This window comes from Cohnella baijiui (assembly GCF_020731285.1).
Classification (GTDB): domain Bacteria; phylum Bacillota; class Bacilli; order Paenibacillales; family Paenibacillaceae; genus Cohnella.
The window spans coordinates 207,550-224,916 of sequence record NZ_JAJFOW010000007.1; the positions used below are offsets into that span (position 1 = coordinate 207,550).

Consider the following 17,367-nt stretch of genomic DNA (forward strand, 5'->3'; position numbering starts at 1 on the left):
GGTAAAATGGGGAAAACAGCCTATCACACGGGCATGGACCGAAAAGGGGGATCTTCATGGAACGGACTTACTTGATGGTGAAGCCCGACGGCGTAGAACGCGGACTGATCGGGGAAATGGTCGGCCGGCTCGAGCGCAAGGGCTTGAAGCTCGTCGGCGCCAAGCTGATGCGGGTGACGCCGGAGCTGGCGGCTCGCCACTACGCGGAGCATCACGGCAAAGATTTTTACGATCGGCTGATCGTCTTCATCACCTCCGGACCCGTCTTCGCCATGGTGTGGGAGGGCGACCAAGCCGTCGCCGCCGCGCGCCAGCTGATCGGCAAGACGAACGGCCTCGAAGCCGCGCCCGGCACGATTCGCGGGGACTTTGCCTTACATACGAACTACAACCTCATTCACGGCTCGGACTCCCACGAAAACGCGGAGCGAGAGATCGGCATCTTCTTCGCCGAGCACGAGCTCGTGTCCTACGACAAAGCGATCCAGGTGTGGATCTAATCGGCCGCCGGTCGGCGGCTGGGAGGGGCTAGCGAGAGAATGAAGGATTGGGGAACCCAAACGGCGGCTTCTGCGGAAGACGAGGATTTCGCCCGCTTCGTCGCCAACGTGCGGCGAGCGACGTCGATCGACCTGTCGCAATACAAAGAAACGCAAATGCGCAGGCGACTCACGACGCTGCGGCTTAAGCACGGCTACGCCGATTTTGCCGCCTATTTCGCCGCGATGATGGACGATCCGCGGCTGCGGAACGAATTTTTGGACCGGATGACGATCAACGTCTCCGAGTTTTGGCGCAATCCGAACCGGTGGCGGGTGCTCATGGAGCAGTTCCTGCCCCCGATGATCGCGGACTCGCCCCGTCTTTCGGTGTGGAGCGCCGCCTGCTCGACGGGCGAAGAGCCTTATACGCTGGCGATGATCCTGGATTCGCTGGGTGCGCTCTCCACCTCGACGATCCTCGCGACCGACCTCGACGAAGGCGTGCTCGCGAAGGCGAAGCTCGGCCGCTACGTCGAGCGCTCGCTTCGCGAAGTGCCGCGCCCCTACGTAGACAAATATTTCCGCGAGGATCGCGGCGACTTCGAGGTGGACGAACGGCTGCGGCGGGCGATCCGCTTCCAAAAGCAGAATCTGCTGCTCGATCCGTTCGGCGAACGGTACGATCTGATCGTCTGCCGCAACGTGATGATCTATTTCACCGAAGAGGCGAAGCAGCTGCTGTATCAAAAGTTTTCCCGGGCTTTGAAGCCGGGCGGGCTGCTGTTCGTCGGCAGCACGGAGCAGATCTTCTCTCCCGGACAATACGGATTGGAATCCGCCGATACGTTTTTCTACCGCAAGACGGTATGAGCCTTCCCCTTTGGCGCGATACTAGGGCTAACCTATTCCGCGGAGGGTGACATGGACAAGCGCAAAGTGATCGCCGCCTACCGGTTCGGACTGATTTCCGCGCAGGAGTGCGCGCAAATTCTCGGTCTCGACAATCCGTCGCTGCTCGGCTCTTGCCTCCTGAGAGACGAAGCCGAGATCCTGCCGGACCCGGGGGCCGTCGCCGGCGGCGATGCGACCGCGGCCATGGCGGCGGATCCGTACCGGGACCGACGGAGACTGACCTTTTTGGAGTCTTAAACGACACGCGTTCGCCAAGCAAGAGCCCGTCCGTCTGCGACGGGCTCTTTTCTTGTCAAACGCTTTAACGCTGTACTATAATGTGCAAAGATAGGATCGGGTGCCAGACGCGAGAGGGAGGAACCACATTGAGTTTACGTTACTTGACCGCGGGAGAGACGCACGGCCCGCAGCTGACTGCGATCATCGAAGGGTTGCCCAGCAATCTGACGATCGACTTCGAAGCATTGAATTTTCAACTGCAGCGCCGCCAGAAGGGCCACGGCCGCGGCCGTCGCATGCAGATCGAACAAGATACGGCGCAAATCGTAGGCGGGGTGCGCCACGGCCGCACGACAGGGGCGCCCGTCGCGGTTGTCGTCGCCAACAACGACTGGAAGCACTGGACGTCGGTCATGAACGTCGAGCCGATCGAAGGCGGCGACGAAGCCAAGCGCCGCGTCCATCGCCCGCGTCCCGGCCATGCGGATCTGAACGGCGGCATCAAGTACGAGCTGCATGACCTGCGCAACGTGCTGGAGCGCTCCAGCGCCCGCGAGACCGCCATTCGCGTCGCCGTCGGCGCCATCGCGCGCCAGTTCCTCGCGAACTTCGGCATCCGGGTCGCGGGTCACGTCGTCTCGATCGGCGGGATCGTCGCGCCGGCGCCGAATCTGCCGATCGACGAGCTGATCGAGCGGACGGAGGCTTCTCCGGTGCGCGTCGTCGACGCCGAGACAGAGCAGCGCATGATCGCACTCATCGATCAGACCAAGACGGACGGCGATTCGATCGGCGGGGTCGTCGAGTGCATCGTGACCGGTCTGCCGATCGGTCTCGGCAGCCACGTGCAGTGGGACCGCAAGCTGGACGGGCGCATCGCGCAGGCCGTCGTTTCGATCAACGCGTTCAAGGGCGTCGAAATCGGCATCGGCTTCGAAGCGGCGAACCAGCCGGGCTCCAAAGTGCATGACGAGATTCTGTATACGGAGGAGCGTGGCTATCACCGCGCCTCCAATCGCCTGGGCGGCTTTGAAGGCGGCATGACCAACGGCGAGCCGATCGTCGTGCGCGGCGTCATGAAGCCGATCCCGACGCTGTACAAGCCGCTGCAGAGCGTCGATATCGACACGAAGGAAGCGTTCAGCGCGCAAGTGGAACGTTCGGACGCTTGCGCGGTTCCCGCCGCCAGCGTCGTCATGGAGAGCGTCGTCGTGTGGGAAGTCGCCAAGGCGTTTCTCGAGAAGTTCGGCGGAGACTCCATGGAGGAGATCAAGGCGAATTACGAGAACTACCTGAAGCAAGTGGCGGCGTACTGATGGCGGGGGAACGGGAGATCCGGGAGCTGTCGGTCGACTTGGGGGAACGATCGTACCCGATTTATATCGGGTCGGGATTGCTGGAGCGGATTGGCGCGATTTTCCTTGAGCGCGGCTTGCCCGCGAGGTCGCCGCTATTGCTCGTCACCGACGCTTCGATCGCGGGCCGCTACGCGGGCGTTGTCGAACGCTCGCTCCGCGATGCGGGCTATGCGGTATCGCGCGCCGTGGTGCCGTCCGGCGAGTCGTCGAAGTCGCTCGCGCAGTTCGACGACCTGGTCACGGCCGCGCTGGAGGCGGGACTCGACCGCCGGTCGACGGTACTCGCCTTGGGCGGAGGTGTCGTCGGCGATCTGGCGGGCTTCGTCGCCGCGTCCTACATGCGCGGTGTCCGCTTCGTGCAGATCCCGACGACGATCCTGGCGCACGACAGCAGCGTCGGCGGCAAAGTCGCGGTCAATCACCGCCTGGCCAAAAACATTATCGGCGCCTTCCATCAGCCCGAGTTCGTGCTGTACGACATTGACACGCTGAGGACGCTGCCGATGCGGGAAGTCCGGTCGGGCCTGTCCGAAGTCGTGAAGCACGGCCTCATCTGGGACGCGTCGTTCGTCGGTTGGTGCGACGAGAACGCCGATCGGCTGCTGGCACTTGATCCGGACGCGCTCGGCCATGCGCTCTACGAGGGCTGCAAGGTCAAGGCGGCCGTCGTCTCCCAGGACGAGCGTGAGAATGACCTGCGCGCCATCCTGAATCTCGGCCATACGATCGGCCACGCCCTCGAAGCGGTCGGCCGATACGGCGAGCTGCTGCACGGCGAGGCGATCGCGATCGGCATGGTCGGTTCGGCACGCCTCGCCGCGCGCTTCGGCTACGCCGCCGATATCGCCGAGACGACCGAGCGGCTGTTCCGCAAGGTCGGTCTCCCGGTCCGGATTCCGACCGGCTACGATACGGAAGCGATCATGAAGGCGATGCTCCACGACAAGAAGTTCAAGGAAGGGCAGATGGTTTTCGTCGTGCCGAAGGCGATCGGCACAGTCGAGATCCGCAACGACGTTCCCGCCGCATGGGTGCGGGAGATCGTCGAAGGACTGAAAGAGGAGGCCGGGGAACGGTGAAGGTAAGGGGAATCCGGGGCGCCATCACGGTGGACGCCAACGAAGAACAGCAAATCCTGGACGCGACGCTCGAGGTGCTGCGGGCCATCGTTGAGGAGAACCGCGTCGAGCCCGAGGACATCTGCAGCCTGTTCATCACGGTGACGCAGGACCTCGACGCGACGTTCCCGGCGCGTGCGATCCGCCAGATGGCGGGGTGGGAGCTCGTGCCGCTCATGTGCTCGGTCGAGATCCCGGTCAAAGGCGGGCTAGAGAAGTGCGTCCGGCTGATGGTGCTTGTCAATACCGACGCATCGCAATCCGAGATCCGGCACGTCTACCTCGGCGACGCGCGCAAGCTGCGTCCCGATCTGACGGCATCCGGCGCGGATGTGCAGTCCTGACCGCTAGTTGCGCAAACGCATAGGATAGACGGGAAGGCGGCGAAGTGCCCGACGCATCGGCATCGGGCGCGCTTCGCCTGACCGTCCGTTAAATGGCTCCCCGGGTGGGGAGCTTTTTGCGCGGTCAAGCTTCTCCGAAGAGCGCAATAATGTTCCTACGGAGGGATGCGGCAGCTGCCAGGAGGGGCGATGGGCGGTTACCACACATCCGGCCGAACTTGCTTGTTCCAACCCTTCCGGTCGATCTCTCTCTACCGCTTCACGGTTCGTATCTCCCGGCTGCACCGCTCACGCCTGATTTAGCTGCATTCGTACATCTAATTTCCCTAAAAAAGGGGCTCAATGGCCAACTAGTTGCATTCGTACATCTAATTCTGGCGGTTGTTCCGGTTTCGCGCCTTTTCGTGCCTTTTAGTTGTACTTTTGCAATTAATGAAGGGTTGAGAGGCGATTTCGCTGAAATTAGTTGTACGTTTGCATTAAACCGGTCCAGCGTGCCTCAGACGAACTTATCGCGATTCACATACTGCCGTAACAATACTCCCCGCATACGATCGCCAACTACACTGCCACAAACATACTTCGCCTACATTATGACACCAACACACCGACACCAACACACCGACACCAACACACCGACACCAACACACCGACACCAACACACCGGCACCAACAAACCGTCACCAACTACCACCGCCAATCCAACATACCGACGAATGCGTTGGACCTGGCGTCGCGCGATCTGCTTCTCCAGATCGTGATGTAGATGCACAAACCGCACCTCGATGCACCGGCAGTTCTGCTCCAGCTTAGTTTCGCCCGCGCAAAGTGGTAAGAGTTGGAGCCAATGGCTCCGACAGGAGACGTAGCGCTCTTTTCCTCCTCACCCGTTGACGCTGTCCGTTTACGGATGCTATAGTAAGTTTATTACTTGGCGCGGAACCGTCGGCCGGAGGGACGACGACTTACGCGCGAGTGAGTCGAGCAGAGATGAGATGAGCGGAGTGCCGTACGCGGCCGCGCAGGATTCGCGCGGCAGGGCGCAGACGGCGAGGCACGCGAGCCGACGACGGATGTCGTTTGGGCTGCGGTTTGCTATTCCCTTATCTAAGACAGCATCTCTGCGGACGCAGAGGTGCTTTTTTTATGGCTTCGCTTTGCTCGAGCTTGCAGGGCAGCCTGCCGCCACGCTCGCGGCCGGCATCGGCAAGACCGCATCCCGGTGCGGCTTGGAGAGGGGAGATTATCGAAATGGAACAGCGCGCGCAGGAGCTTCAGGAAGTGATTCGCCTGGCCGGACAATATAATGTCATTCCCGTCGTACGGAGGCTGCTGGCCGATACCGAGACGCCGATCCGCGTCTTTCAGCAGCTGAGCAGGGAAGGGAGGGCCTTCCTGCTGGAGAGCGTGGAAGGCGGCATCAAATGGGCGAGGTACTCGTTCATCGGGACCGACCCGTTTCTCGTGCTGAAGCTGAAAAAAGGAAACGTGACGGTAGAGGAGGGCGGGGCCAGTCAGTCGTTCGCCACGAACGATCCGCTGAAGCTCCTGCGGGAGCGGCTGCGGCAATACCGCAGCCCCGCGCTGCCGGAGCTGCCGCCTTTTACCGGCGGGGCCATCGGATTTTTCGGCTATGATCTGCTGCAGTACTACGAGCGCAAGCTGCCCGCGCACCGTCACGACGACCTGCAAATGGACGACATGCAGTTCATGTTCTGCGACCGCGTTGTCGTGTTCGACCACTTCAAGCAGCAGGTGCTCGTCGTGGGCAACGTTCACGTCCCCGAAGGAGCGACGGACGAAGTCATTGCCGAGGCGTACGAACGCGCTTGCGAAGGGATCGAAGATACGATCCGGCGCATGCGCCAGCCGCTGCCGCAGCCGCCCGTCGCGAACGGAACGCCGCCTTCCGATCCGGAGCTCGGCGACGTGCGCTCCAACCTGACCCGCGAGCAATTCATCGACAACGTGCACCAGGCCAAGGAGTACATCCGCGCGGGCGACATTTTCCAAGTGGTGCTTTCCCAACGGTTCCATATCGAAACGGAAGTCGATCCGCTGCACGTGTACCGGATGCTTCGCACGATGAACCCGTCGCCGTACATGTACGTGCTGAAATTCGAGGACGAGGTCATTGTCGGCGCTTCGCCGGAGCTGCTCGTCAAGGTCGACGGGGAGCGCGTCGAGACCCGTCCGATCGCCGGCACGCGGCCGCGCGGCCGGACGCCGGAAGAGGATCTCGCGTACGAGCGGGAGCTGCTGGCCGACGAGAAAGAACGCGCCGAGCACGTGATGCTCGTGGATCTGGGTCGCAACGATCTCGGACGCGTGTCCGAGTACGGCTCGGTAAAGTGCGATTCGTACATGGAGATCGAGCGATACTCCCACGTCATGCACATCGTCTCCAACGTCACGGGCAAATTGGCCCCGGACAAGACGTTTTTCGACGCTTTCCTGTCCTGTCTGCCGGCGGGCACGGTATCCGGAGCGCCGAAGCTGCGGGCGATGGAGATCATCTCCGAGCTCGAGCACGAAGCGCGGGGCGCCTACGCGGGCGCGATCGGCTACTTCGGCTTTTCCGGCAATATGGATACGTGCATCACGATCCGGACGATCGTCTTCAAGAACGGCAAAGCCTACGTTCAAGCGGGCGCCGGCATCGTCTGGGATTCGGTGCCCGAGAGCGAGTACGAGGAGACCGTCAACAAGGCCAAGGGATGCCTGAAAGCGATCCGCGCGGCCGAAGCGGTATTCGGCGTTTCCGCGGACCGCTCGCAGCGACTGGTCGTGGCGGGGGACCGCCGGACGAACCTGGATTACGATTGAGGAAAAGGGAGGAATCGGCGATGAGCGTATTGGAAGCGAGCATGACGATGCCGCAGGCGTTGTCCAAGCTGATGGACGGGCACGACCTGTTGCGGGAGGAAGCCCAAGCCGTCATGAATTTGATCATGAAGGGGGAAGCGACCCCGGCGCAGATCGGCGGGATCGTCGTCGCGCTGCGCCTGAAGGGCGAGTCCGTCGACGAAATCACCGGCTTCGCGGAAGCGATGCGCTCCTTTTCCGGCAAACTTCGCACGGCGAATGAGGACTTGCTCGATACGTGCGGGACAGGCGGCTCCGGTATCCACAAATTCAACATCTCGACCTCGTCCGCCATCATCGCGGCCGCGGCGGGGGTTCGCGTCGCCAAGCACGGCAATCGCGCCATGTCCGGCAAAGCCGGCAGCGCCGACGTGCTCGAAGCGCTCGGCGTCCATATTGAGCTTACTGCGGAACAAGCGTCCGCGTGCCTCGACCGCACCGGCATCTGCTTTATGTTCGCGCAGCTGTATCACCCGGCCTTGAAGCATGCGGCGGCGCCGCGCAAGGAGCTGGGCGTCCGGACGATCTTCAATATGCTCGGGCCGCTGGCCAACCCGGCCAATGCCGACCGCCAGCTCATGGGGCTGTACGACCGGACGCGCACGGCGACGGTCGCCCAGGTGCTCGGGCGGCTCGGCCTGCGGCGGGCGATGGTCGTCGGCAGCCACGACGGCCTGGACGAGATCAGCATTTCCGCGCCGACACAAGTGTCCGAACTGAAGGACGGCGTCGTGACGACATACGATATAACGCCGGAAGCGCTCGGCTTGACGACCGCGCCGCTCGGCGAGGTACGTGGCGGAGACGCGGCGGAAAACGCGGCCATCATCCGGCGCGTGTTCGATGGAGAGATGGGCGCCTACCGCGACGTCGTGCTTGCGAACGCGGGCGCCTGCATCTACGTCGCCGGACGCGCGGAGACGCTGGCGGACGGCGTCAAGCGGGCGGCCGAGACGATCGATAACGGAGCCGCGAAGGACAAACTGCAACAATGGATTGCAACGACGGGAGAAGTGAGCCATGTTTCTTGATCGCATCGTCGCTACCAAGCGGGAGGAAGTGGAACGGCTGAATTCGACGCTGGACCTCGGCGCGGCCGAACGGAAGATCGCCGAAATGGAGCCCTGCCGCGGGTTCGAGCGTGCGCTGACCGAGGGGAATCGGAACCGCCCGATCGGACTGATCGCCGAGGTGAAGAAGGCTAGTCCATCCAAGGGACTGATCCGTACGGACTTTCATCCCGTCCTGCTGGCGCAAGCATACGAGAAAGCCGGCACGGATTGCATCTCCGTGCTGACGGACGTAGACTATTTTCAGGGCAGCAACGACTACCTGATGCAAGTGAAGCAAGGCGTAAAGGTGCCGCTGCTCCGCAAGGACTTTACGATCGATGAACGCCAGATTTACGAAGCCCGTCTGATCGGAGCGGACGCCGTGCTCCTAATCGCCGCCATTCTGAGCAAGACGCAGCTCGAAGGGTACCATCGTCTGGCACGCGAACTCGGACTCGACGTCCTCGTCGAGGTGCATAACCGCCCCGAGCTCGAGACGGTGCTCGACATCGGCACTGCGACGCTGATCGGCGTCAACAATCGCGACCTGCATACGTTCGCGACCGATCTCTCCGTCACCGAGCAACTCGTTTCGCTTATGCCCTCGGGCGTGACGGCGGTTAGCGAAAGCGCACTCGGCTCGCCGGCCGACATCGATTACGTGCGCCGGGCCGGCGCGCAAGCCGTGCTCATCGGCGAGCATTTCATGCGCCAGCCGGACGTGGGCGTGGCGATCGGCGCCTTGCTCGGGCCGGTCGCGAAAGAAGGCGCGAGCCAATGAAGTCCCCAGACGCCCCCCTCGTCAAGATCTGCGGCATCCGGGACGCGGCGACGTTGCTGGCCATGGACGGATTGCCGGTCGACTACATCGGCTTCGTCTTTGCCGAGAGCCGCCGCCGGGTGACGCCGGCGCAAGCCGCAGAGCTGCTCGCGGCCGCCCGGCAGACGAGAATGTCGGGCGGCCTCCCGCCGCGCGCGGTCGGCGTCTTCGTCGATCCGACGATGGAGACGCTGGCCGATACGCTCGGGACGGTCCCCCTCGACGCGGTGCAGCTCCACGGCAAGGAGACGCCGGATTTCGCGCGCGAAGTGCGGGACCGGTTCGGCGTCGAGGTGTGGCGGGCGCTGCCCGTGGCAGAGGCGGATGAAGCCGGGGAGGACGGCTGCGCCGGTCCCTCGCGCCTTGCGGCTTACCGCGGCGCCGCGTCCGCCATCCTGCTCGATACGGCGGGCGGCGGTACGGGCCGCACGTTCCGCTGGGATATGATTCCGGCCTATCGCGCCCAGGCGGAAGCGCTCGGTCTCCGGTTGTTCGTCGCCGGCGGCCTGCATCCCGGCAACGTGGGCGAACTGATGGAAGCGTACGCGCCGCATGGCGTTGATATTTCGAGCGGCGTAGAGACGGACGGCACGAAGGATCCCGCCAAAATCGCCGCATTTACGGAAAGGGTGAAGAGACAGCCATGACGCAAACGACCCAAGTGCCCGACGCGAACGGCCGATTCGGCACGTTCGGGGGCCGCTACGTACCCGAGACGCTCATGAATGCGCTGCACGAGCTCGAAGAGGCTTACAACCGATACAAGGACGATCCCGACTTTCTCGCGGAAGTCCGCTATTTGCTGAAGCAATATTCCGGCCGTCCGACGCCGCTTTATTTCGCCGAACGGCTGACGGCCCATCTCGGCGGCGCGAAGATCTACCTGAAGCGGGAGGATCTGAACCATACCGGCGCGCACAAGATCAACAACACGATCGGACAAGCGGTGCTCGCCAAGCGGATGGGAAAGAAAAAAATCATCGCCGAAACCGGCGCGGGCCAGCATGGCGTCGCGTCGGCGACCGTCGCCGCCCTGCTCGGCCTCGAATGCAAAGTGTTCATGGGCGAAGAGGACACGAAGCGGCAGCAGCTGAACGTATTCCGCATGAAGCTGCTCGGATCCGACGTCGTCCCGGTCACGTCGGGCACGCGCACGCTGAAGGATGCCTGCAACGAGACGCTGCGATACTGGGTGTCCCACGTGGACGACACGTATTACATTCTCGGATCCGTAACCGGTCCGCACCCGTATCCGATGATGGTTAGAGACTTCCAGCGCGTCATCGGACTGGAGACGAAGGATCAGATTCTCGAAGCCGAAGGCCGTCTTCCCGACGTCATCGTCGCGGCGGTCGGCGGCGGCAGCAACGCGATGGGCATCTTCCATCCGTTCGTGGACGATGCGTCCGTCCGTCTGATCGGCGTCGAAGCCGCCGGACGCGGCGTCGAAACCGACAAGCATGCGGCCACGATGACGAAGGGGCGTCCCGGCGTCTTCCAAGGATCGATGAGCTATGTGCTTCAGGATGAAGGAGGCCAGGTGCAGGAGGCGCATTCGATCTCCGCCGGTCTCGATTATCCGGGCATCGGACCGGAGCATGCATTCCTGAAGGATGCGAAACGGGCGGAATACGTGCCGGTCACGGACGCGGAAGCGCTCGAGGCGCTGCAGCTGCTGTCGCGTCAGGAAGGCATCATCCCGGCGCTGGAGTCCGCGCACGCTGTCGCGCACACGCTGAAGCTGGCGCCGACGCTGCCGAAGGACGCGATCGTCGTCATCAACCTGTCCGGGCGCGGCGACAAAGACGTCGAGTCGATCATGGGGTATTTGGGGAGGGAAGCGGAATGAGCACGACGACCGTCAACGCCATCGACGAAACCTTCGCGGCGCTGAAGGCGCGCGGAGAAAGCGCGCTGATCCCGTTCCTCACGATGGGCGATCCCGATCTGGAAACGTCCGTCGCGCTCGTTCAGGCGGCGGAAGCCGCCGGCGCGAGCATGATCGAGTTGGGTGTTCCGTATTCCGATCCGCTCGCAGACGGGCCGGTCATCCAGCGCGCGTCGGAGCGGGCTTTGAAGAACCGAATCGGTCTTATCGACTGTATGGGCGTCGCTTCGGAAGCCCGCCGCCGCGGCGTCCGTATGCCCTTTATCCTGTTCACCTATTTCAATCCGACCCTTCAGCTCGGCCTGGAGCGGTTTTTCGCCTTGCTGCAGGAGCACGGCTTCAGCGGCGTCATCATCCCAGATCTGCCGCTCGAGGAAGATGGAGAGGTGCGCGCGATCGCGGAGCGGACCGGCATTCACCTCATTCCGCTCGTCGCCCCGACGTCGGAGGCGCGCGTCGAACGAATCGCCTCGAAGGCGCGCGGCTTCGTCTACTGCGTATCGTCGCTCGGCGTGACCGGGGTTCGGTCCTCGTTCCACGACGGCATCGATTCGTTCCTTGCGACCGTGCGCCACGCGGCGAGCGTGCCGATTTGCGTCGGCTTCGGCATCTCGACGCGGGAGCAGGCCGAGCGCTTCGCAGGCGCAGCGGATGGCGTCATCGTCGGCAGCGCTATCGTCCGCAAGGTCGAGGAAGTGCTGCCTGCGCTGACCAGCGGAGACGACGCGCGCAAGGGAGAAGGCTTGGAGGCGGTTCGGGCGTTCATCGCGGACCTCAAGCCGCGCGCCGGGGGATAATTCCCTGGGCGCTTTCGCCCTTTGACTCTGTACAGCGTCTATCGGATGTGTCACAATAGGAGCGTGTTGTTCTGAAACGGAGCGGCGACGCTCCGTTTTTTATTGATTCCCGGGACCGCCGCGGCGGGCGCCGTTCTCGCCGTCCGTCCCGGGATCGCGGCAGCGTCCCCGCCGGCGGCGCGGAGCCGATTCCAACCCAGTTTTCATTCGCCAGGAGGTCATCCGATCATGCAACCCAAACCGAATATCGTCCATCTGCCGGTCTACCAGCCGGGCAAGCCGATCGAAGAAGTCAAGCGCGAGCTGGGACTGACGGAGGTCATCAAGCTCGCTTCCAACGAGAATCCGTTCGGCAGCTCTCCGCGCGCGATCGAAGCGATCCGCGGCGAGCTCGATCAGATCAGTATCTATCCGGACGGCGCAGCGGTCGAGCTGACGAACGCGCTGGCGGAGCGCTTCGGCGTCCAGCCGGACCAGATCATCTTCGGGGCAGGCTCCGACGAGGTCATTTTGATGATTGCGCGGGCGTACCTGCAGCCGGGCGACGAGACGATCATGGCCGATCAGACGTTCCCGCAATACAAGCACAACGTCGAGATCGAAAACGGCGTATGCGTCGAGGTGCCGCTGAAGGAAGGGACACACGATCTGTACGGCATGCTGGAGAAGGTGAACGACAAGACGAAAATCGTCTGGATCTGCAACCCGAACAATCCGACCGGAACGATCGTGACGGCCGACGAGCTAGAATGGTTCCTCTCCAAGGTGCCGCCGCGCGTCATGGTCGTGCTGGACGAAGCCTACTGCGAATATATCGATGACCCCTCGTACCCCGACGGTTTCGCGCTGCTGCGCAAATATCCGAACGTCGTGCTGCTTCGCACGTTCTCCAAGATCTACGGACTGGCTTCGCTGCGCATCGGCTACGGCGTCGGCCGACCTGAAGTCGTTAAAGCGATCAATCAGGTTCGCGAGCCGTTCAATACGTCTCGCTTCGGCCAAGCAGCCGCCCTGGCCGCGCTCGGCGACGACGCGTTCATCGACCATTGCCGCGAAGCCAACCGCGAAGGTCTGGCCGCGCTGCGTGCCGCTTTCGACCGCCTGGGGCTGTTCGCTTTCCCGGCGTACGGCAACTTCATCATGGTCGACGTCCGCCGGCCGTCGCAAGACGTCTTCCAGGCGCTGCTGCGCAAAGGGGTCATCATCCGCGCCGGACATCGCCACTACCCGACGTACATCCGCATCACCGTAGGCAGCGCCGAGCAAAACGCGAAAGTCATCGCCGCGCTCGAAGCCGTGCTGCAGGAAGTGCCGGTGCAGGTATAACGATGGGCGCAGAGGCAAACGGTTTTCCATCCCGACAAGCAACCCCTCATGAAACGACCCGCATCGCCATCTTCGGCGTGGGGCTGATCGGCGGTTCGCTCGCTCTTTGCTGGAAGGGCAAGCCCGGCATTCGCGTGGTCGGCCATTCGGTGCGGCAATCGTCGGTGGACAAATATTTATCCCTTGGGGTCGTCGACGAGGCGACCACATCGCTCGAAGAGGCTGCGTCGGACGCCGATCTGATCGTTCTGTGCGTGCCCGTCGGCATGCTGGACGAATATCTGGACCGCGTCGCTGCACTGCCGCTCAAGCCGGGCTGCATCATTACGGACGTAGGCAGCACCAAAGCATCGGTCGTCCGCTACGCCGAGCGGCTCAAGCTGCAAGGAGCGACGTTCATCGGAGGGCACCCGATGGCGGGCTCCGAGCGCTCCGGTGTCGAAGCGGCGACGCCCGATCTGTTCGAAAACGCCTATTACGTGCTGACGCCGACCGGAGATACGCCGAACGCGGCGCTCGCCAAGCTGGAGGAACTGTTGCGCTGGACCCGCGCCAACGTCGTCAAGACGAACGCGACGCTTCACGACGACATCGTCGGCGCGATCAGCCATCTGCCGCACGTCATCGCGGTTGCGCTGGTGAACCAGATCGCCAGGTACAACGAGACGAACGGCCTGTACCGGAGCCTCGCGGCTGGGGGCTTTCGCGACATCACCCGCATTGCCTCGAGCGATCCGGGCATTTGGCGGGACATCCTGCTGAACAACCGCGAGGTGCTGCTGAAGCTGCTCGGCGATTGGCGCGAGGAGATCGAAGGCTTCGAGCGGCTGCTCTCGGCCGAGGACGGCGAAGGCATCGCGGATCGGTTCCGCCAGGCCGGCGAGTTCCGCAGCCATTTGCCCGAGCGCCGCAAAGGGATGATCACGTCGCTGCACGAGTGCTACGTCGATGTACCCGACCAGCCCGGCATCGTCGGGCGAATCGCGACTGAGCTCGGCCAGGCGCGGATCAATTTGAGCAACCTGCACATCATCGAGAGCCGCGAGGACGTCCCCGGCGTTTTACGCCTTTCGTTCCGGCATGCCGAGGACCTCGAGCGTGCGGTTGCCCTGCTTCAGTCCCTGCATTATTCCGTCTATTTTTAACAGGATCGCTCGGCGGTCGTCTTCTCCAGAGGGAGGACGGCCGCTTTTTTTGCATGCGATAACGTTGTTCGTTGGAGGTTGGGGAGGGCAGGGGACATGGAATGCGAAAAAATCGAACAACATCAAAATATTTAGCGTTATAATGGCCATTTGATTGCAAAAAATCGAATACAAGCATTCTTTTAGGCGGGATTGTGCTTCTTTATATTCGAAAAATCGAATAGACTGGCACAAAGTGACTGCAAATCAAGCAGCCTTCAACGGGGGAAATATGCGATTGCCGTATGTTTGCAAAAAAAAACCACCCGCAAGGGTGGCAGCACGCGAGGTGCTCAATTGGATAGGAGTGGAGAGAAACCATACTGTACTTTTATTATATGTATCCGTTTTCATTTTGTCAATAAGCGTTTACATTATTTTTAACCGGAAATATTTGAGAAATATCTGCGCCGTACCGCCTGTCCTTTTGCCTTTTTGCACGGATGGTTTCTGTCTGTATGACGCGCGCTCGCCGCGCCGCATAGGAAATGGATTCCGGGCCCCGTTGCATTTTGAGAAAATTTTAAGCGAGTTTTAACTATTCACATCTCCCCGATATGTTACAATAGCAATGGTTTATGTAAAATACTGGGGACCTTCTTACATATGCTGCGCACACGCGCAACTTTTTCGTTTAGCGCCGGTATAACCATAGGACCGGCCGCGAACGTTCACCCTGAAAGGTGGAGGTCGCGTTACATGATGACCGATTCTCAACTGATTCGGGAAATCAAAGACGGCAACGTGGAGATGTATTCCACGCTGATGAGCAAATATCAAAAAAAGATCTTATCCTTCATTTATCATATGCTTCGCAGCGCCAAGCTGGAGCTGCTGGCGGAAGACCTTTGCTCCGAGACGTTCTACAAAGCATACCGAAGCCTCCATTCGTTTCGGGAAGTCGATGCGTCTTTTTCGACGTGGCTTTACACGATCGCCCGCAACACCGTGTTGAGCGAGCTGCGCAAGCAGAAGGCGGCGCATCTTTCGCTGGACGATATGACCTACATACCCGCAGCGCCCGCCGAGGCCGCGCCCGAGCAGGCGCTGCTCCGCAGCGAGAAAGTCTCGATGGTCCGGGACGCGATCAACAATTTGCCGGAGAAGCAGCGTTCCGCGCTGATCCTGCGGGAATACGACGGACTGGACTATCAAGAGATCGCCAACATTCTCGGCCAGACCGTGAGCGCCGTCAAGTCGCTGCTGTTCCGGGCGCGGGCGAGCGTAAAGACGCAGTTGGAATCGTATGTGCAAGAGCCGGAATCGGTGCTGATGAAGGAGTACGAGGAGTTGAAGACGCGATGAGATCAGCTTGCGATCGGATACAGGACCGACTCGCGGATTATTGGGACTTGCCGGAGGACGCGCCCGATCGGCGGGAAGTCGACGAGCACCTCAAGGGATGCACCGCCTGCGCGGAGGAATTCCGGCTGTGGGAGGAGAGCTTTGCGCTCATTCGCGAGCTGCCGGACGCCTACCCGCCCGAGGAGGAAGCGATCGCCGCCGCCGAAGTGAACCGCAGCGTCATGAACCGGATTTACGCCGAGGAGCACTGGCTGCTCCCCGCGTCTCGCCGGGCCTACGCCTTTACCGGCGCTTTCCGCGTCCGGGTGGCGAGTTTGCTGGCGGCGCTGCTCGCGGTGTTCGGCTGCGGGTTCCTCTATTCGCTGTACGACCGCTCTTCGGCCAACAATCACGCGTTGACGGGCGTCATGGAGACGGCGAACGCGCTTACCGACCGTTCCGGCAGCCAGCTGTTCATCGACGTTCCGGTCGCAAGCCTGAGCGATCCGATCGTGCTTCGCGTTTCTCCCGCCATGCCCGAATATTGGATCGCGCTCTCCCTGCTCGGCGTCGTCATGACGCTGCTCATCCTGAACTGGTTTACCCGGGTGCGCGCATGAGCGGAAAGATGCGGCTCGGATGGGTACGTCACGGCGTCACCTCCTGGAACCAGGCAGGCAAAATTCAAGGCACGACCGACATCCCCCTCAGCGCGGAGGGCGAACAGCAGGCAACGCTTCTTGCCGATCGGTTGACGCGCGAGCCGGCCGTTTGGGACGGCGTCGTCAGCAGCGACCTCAAGCGCGCCAGCAAAACGGCCGCGATTTTGGCGGAACGGCTTCAGGTGCCACTGCTCCTGGACGAACGGCTGCGAGAGCGCAGCTTCGGCTCCGCCGAAGGGACGACCGAAGCGGAGCGTCTCGCCCGCTGGGGCGCGGATTGGCGCAGCCAGGTGCCGGATCAGGAGACGAACGAGCAGGTGCGGACCCGCGGTCTCGCCTTCGTCGAAGCATTTTCGGCGCGGCATGCCGGGGAGAGCTGGCTCGCCGTCACGCACGGCAGCTTTCTGGCGCAGATGCTGCAAGCGCTGCGGACCGGCGTGGACGATCGGCACATCGCGAATCTGTCGCTGACGATTCTTGAGCGCGAAGGCTCGGTCTGGGTGCCGGTACTGCACAATTGTACGGCCCATCTCCGATAAAGACGAACGAACGGACGCTTGCCGCTTGCGGCAAGCTTTTTTTGTTTACCTTCGTTCGACGGGATTCAGGGCTGCCGGTCGCGTTGGCTGCCAACGGGCAGACACCTATGAGTCGGACCCAGTGGATCGACGTTTCAACTTATGCGAATAATCGAATACGATCCTGCTTTTCGCGGCAAATAGCGCTTTTAGATTCGAAAAATCGAATCTATATCTGTCTTTTCGCGAGAAAAAGGGGCATTGGATGCAGAAATTTTGCAAACAAAGTGACATCCTTTGCTTGTTCTCCTGCAACTGCGTCCTTGATGTAACGATATGACGATTTCTTTCAACGTGAGGTCGTGTGAAGTGCAAGAGGATGGTTCACCACGGGAATGGCACTCGCCAAAAAGGCGCAAAAAGGCACCCACCTTTTGTAGTCAACGACAATCCCACATTTTTTTATCGTCGTGCCTAATTTAGTTGTGTTACCAATACAGGATACGCTTTGGCTTTAGTCGCTTAGGATGCTTGCGCG

Annotated in this window: 17 protein-coding genes; all 17 read left to right on the plus strand. The window is 61.8% G+C overall.

Annotation, left to right across the window (positions count from 1 at the left end):
• Nucleotides 1–56: 56 nt before the first annotated feature.
• The 17 genes from ndk (at nucleotide 57) to LKX83_RS10660 (ending at nucleotide 16,850) form a co-directional block, all read left to right on the plus strand.
• A complete protein-coding gene (gene ndk, locus LKX83_RS10580) occupies nucleotides 57–500 on the plus strand; it encodes a nucleoside-diphosphate kinase (RefSeq protein ID WP_227882140.1) in 444 nt (147 codons plus the stop codon).
• A 39-nt stretch (nucleotides 501–539) separates the two neighbouring features.
• Nucleotides 540–1,352: a CheR family methyltransferase gene (locus LKX83_RS10585; protein WP_227882141.1), complete on the plus strand. Its 813-nt coding sequence runs from the start codon at nucleotides 540–542 to the stop codon at nucleotides 1,350–1,352.
• A gap of 51 nt (nucleotides 1,353–1,403) precedes the next feature.
• Nucleotides 1,404–1,631 carry a hypothetical protein gene (locus tag LKX83_RS10590; protein WP_227882174.1) on the plus strand — a complete coding sequence of 76 codons (228 nt, stop codon included), beginning with the start codon at nucleotides 1,404–1,406 and terminating at the stop codon, nucleotides 1,629–1,631.
• Between the two features lie 128 nt (nucleotides 1,632–1,759).
• The gene (aroC, locus tag LKX83_RS10595; protein ID WP_304518323.1) at nucleotides 1,760–2,929 is read left to right on the plus strand and encodes a chorismate synthase; all 1,170 of its coding nucleotides are present in this window, start codon (nucleotides 1,760–1,762) and stop codon (nucleotides 2,927–2,929) included.
• The gene (aroB, locus tag LKX83_RS10600) at nucleotides 2,929–4,050 is read left to right on the plus strand and encodes a 3-dehydroquinate synthase (protein ID WP_227882143.1); all 1,122 of its coding nucleotides are present in this window, start codon (nucleotides 2,929–2,931) and stop codon (nucleotides 4,048–4,050) included. The genes aroC and aroB overlap by 1 nt, the downstream gene beginning before the upstream one ends.
• Nucleotides 4,047–4,433, plus strand: coding sequence for a chorismate mutase (gene aroH, locus LKX83_RS10605; protein WP_227882144.1), 387 nt, complete (start codon nucleotides 4,047–4,049; stop codon nucleotides 4,431–4,433). The genes aroB and aroH overlap by 4 nt, the downstream gene beginning before the upstream one ends.
• Nucleotides 4,434–5,684: 1,251 nt before the next feature.
• Nucleotides 5,685–7,259 (plus strand): anthranilate synthase component I, encoded by a 1,575-nt coding sequence (gene trpE, locus LKX83_RS10610; protein ID WP_227882145.1) that lies wholly within the window; start codon nucleotides 5,685–5,687, stop codon nucleotides 7,257–7,259.
• A gap of 20 nt (nucleotides 7,260–7,279) precedes the next feature.
• Nucleotides 7,280–8,329, plus strand: a complete 1,050-nt coding sequence (gene trpD, locus LKX83_RS10615) for an anthranilate phosphoribosyltransferase (protein ID WP_227882146.1) — start codon at nucleotides 7,280–7,282, stop codon at nucleotides 8,327–8,329.
• A complete protein-coding gene (gene trpC / locus LKX83_RS10620) occupies nucleotides 8,319–9,131 on the plus strand; it encodes an indole-3-glycerol phosphate synthase TrpC (RefSeq protein WP_227882147.1) in 813 nt (270 codons plus the stop codon). The genes trpD and trpC overlap by 11 nt, the downstream gene beginning before the upstream one ends.
• Nucleotides 9,128–9,817, plus strand: coding sequence for a phosphoribosylanthranilate isomerase (locus LKX83_RS10625; protein WP_227882148.1), 690 nt, complete (start codon nucleotides 9,128–9,130; stop codon nucleotides 9,815–9,817). Before trpC ends, LKX83_RS10625 begins: the two co-directional genes overlap by 4 nt.
• Nucleotides 9,814–11,019: a tryptophan synthase subunit beta gene (gene trpB / locus LKX83_RS10630; protein WP_227882149.1), complete on the plus strand. Its 1,206-nt coding sequence runs from the start codon at nucleotides 9,814–9,816 to the stop codon at nucleotides 11,017–11,019. Before LKX83_RS10625 ends, trpB begins: the two co-directional genes overlap by 4 nt.
• Nucleotides 11,016–11,855 (plus strand): tryptophan synthase subunit alpha, encoded by an 840-nt coding sequence (gene trpA, locus LKX83_RS10635; protein WP_227882150.1) that lies wholly within the window; start codon nucleotides 11,016–11,018, stop codon nucleotides 11,853–11,855. The genes trpB and trpA overlap by 4 nt, the downstream gene beginning before the upstream one ends.
• Before the next feature lie 228 nt (nucleotides 11,856–12,083).
• Entirely contained in the window at nucleotides 12,084–13,181 is a 1,098-nt protein-coding gene (gene hisC, locus LKX83_RS10640; RefSeq protein WP_227882151.1) for a histidinol-phosphate transaminase, read from the plus strand.
• Between the two features lie 2 nt (nucleotides 13,182–13,183).
• Complete coding sequence (locus LKX83_RS10645; RefSeq protein ID WP_227882152.1) at nucleotides 13,184–14,326, plus strand: prephenate dehydrogenase; 1,143 nt, start codon at nucleotides 13,184–13,186, stop codon at nucleotides 14,324–14,326.
• Nucleotides 14,327–15,067: 741 nt separating this feature from the next.
• Entirely contained in the window at nucleotides 15,068–15,670 is a 603-nt protein-coding gene (locus LKX83_RS10650) for an RNA polymerase sigma factor (RefSeq protein ID WP_227882172.1), read from the plus strand.
• On the plus strand, nucleotides 15,667–16,269 hold the full coding sequence (locus tag LKX83_RS10655) for an anti-sigma factor family protein (RefSeq protein WP_227882153.1): 603 nt from the start codon (nucleotides 15,667–15,669) through the stop codon (nucleotides 16,267–16,269). The genes LKX83_RS10650 and LKX83_RS10655 overlap by 4 nt, the downstream gene beginning before the upstream one ends.
• Nucleotides 16,266–16,850, plus strand: coding sequence for a histidine phosphatase family protein (locus LKX83_RS10660; RefSeq protein ID WP_227882154.1), 585 nt, complete (start codon nucleotides 16,266–16,268; stop codon nucleotides 16,848–16,850). The genes LKX83_RS10655 and LKX83_RS10660 overlap by 4 nt, the downstream gene beginning before the upstream one ends.
• Nucleotides 16,851–17,367 lie beyond the last annotated feature (517 nt).

Coding starts and splice junctions, on each gene's coding strand:
- ndk (WP_227882140.1), top strand. CDS start 57: ATGGAACGGACTTACTTGATGGTGAAGCCCGACGGCGTAGAACGCGGA.
- LKX83_RS10585 (WP_227882141.1), top strand. CDS start 540: ATGAAGGATTGGGGAACCCAAACGGCGGCTTCTGCGGAAGACGAGGAT.
- LKX83_RS10590 (WP_227882174.1), top strand. CDS start 1,404: ATGGACAAGCGCAAAGTGATCGCCGCCTACCGGTTCGGACTGATTTCC.
- aroB (WP_227882143.1), top strand. CDS start 2,929: ATGGCGGGGGAACGGGAGATCCGGGAGCTGTCGGTCGACTTGGGGGAA.
- trpE (WP_227882145.1), top strand. CDS start 5,685: ATGGAACAGCGCGCGCAGGAGCTTCAGGAAGTGATTCGCCTGGCCGGA.
- trpD (WP_227882146.1), top strand. CDS start 7,280: ATGAGCGTATTGGAAGCGAGCATGACGATGCCGCAGGCGTTGTCCAAG.
- trpC (WP_227882147.1), top strand. CDS start 8,319: ATGTTTCTTGATCGCATCGTCGCTACCAAGCGGGAGGAAGTGGAACGG.
- LKX83_RS10625 (WP_227882148.1), top strand. CDS start 9,128: ATGAAGTCCCCAGACGCCCCCCTCGTCAAGATCTGCGGCATCCGGGAC.
- trpB (WP_227882149.1), top strand. CDS start 9,814: ATGACGCAAACGACCCAAGTGCCCGACGCGAACGGCCGATTCGGCACG.
- trpA (WP_227882150.1), top strand. CDS start 11,016: ATGAGCACGACGACCGTCAACGCCATCGACGAAACCTTCGCGGCGCTG.
- hisC (WP_227882151.1), top strand. CDS start 12,084: ATGCAACCCAAACCGAATATCGTCCATCTGCCGGTCTACCAGCCGGGC.
- LKX83_RS10645 (WP_227882152.1), top strand. CDS start 13,184: ATGGGCGCAGAGGCAAACGGTTTTCCATCCCGACAAGCAACCCCTCAT.
- LKX83_RS10650 (WP_227882172.1), top strand. CDS start 15,068: ATGACCGATTCTCAACTGATTCGGGAAATCAAAGACGGCAACGTGGAG.
- LKX83_RS10655 (WP_227882153.1), top strand. CDS start 15,667: ATGAGATCAGCTTGCGATCGGATACAGGACCGACTCGCGGATTATTGG.
- LKX83_RS10660 (WP_227882154.1), top strand. CDS start 16,266: ATGAGCGGAAAGATGCGGCTCGGATGGGTACGTCACGGCGTCACCTCC.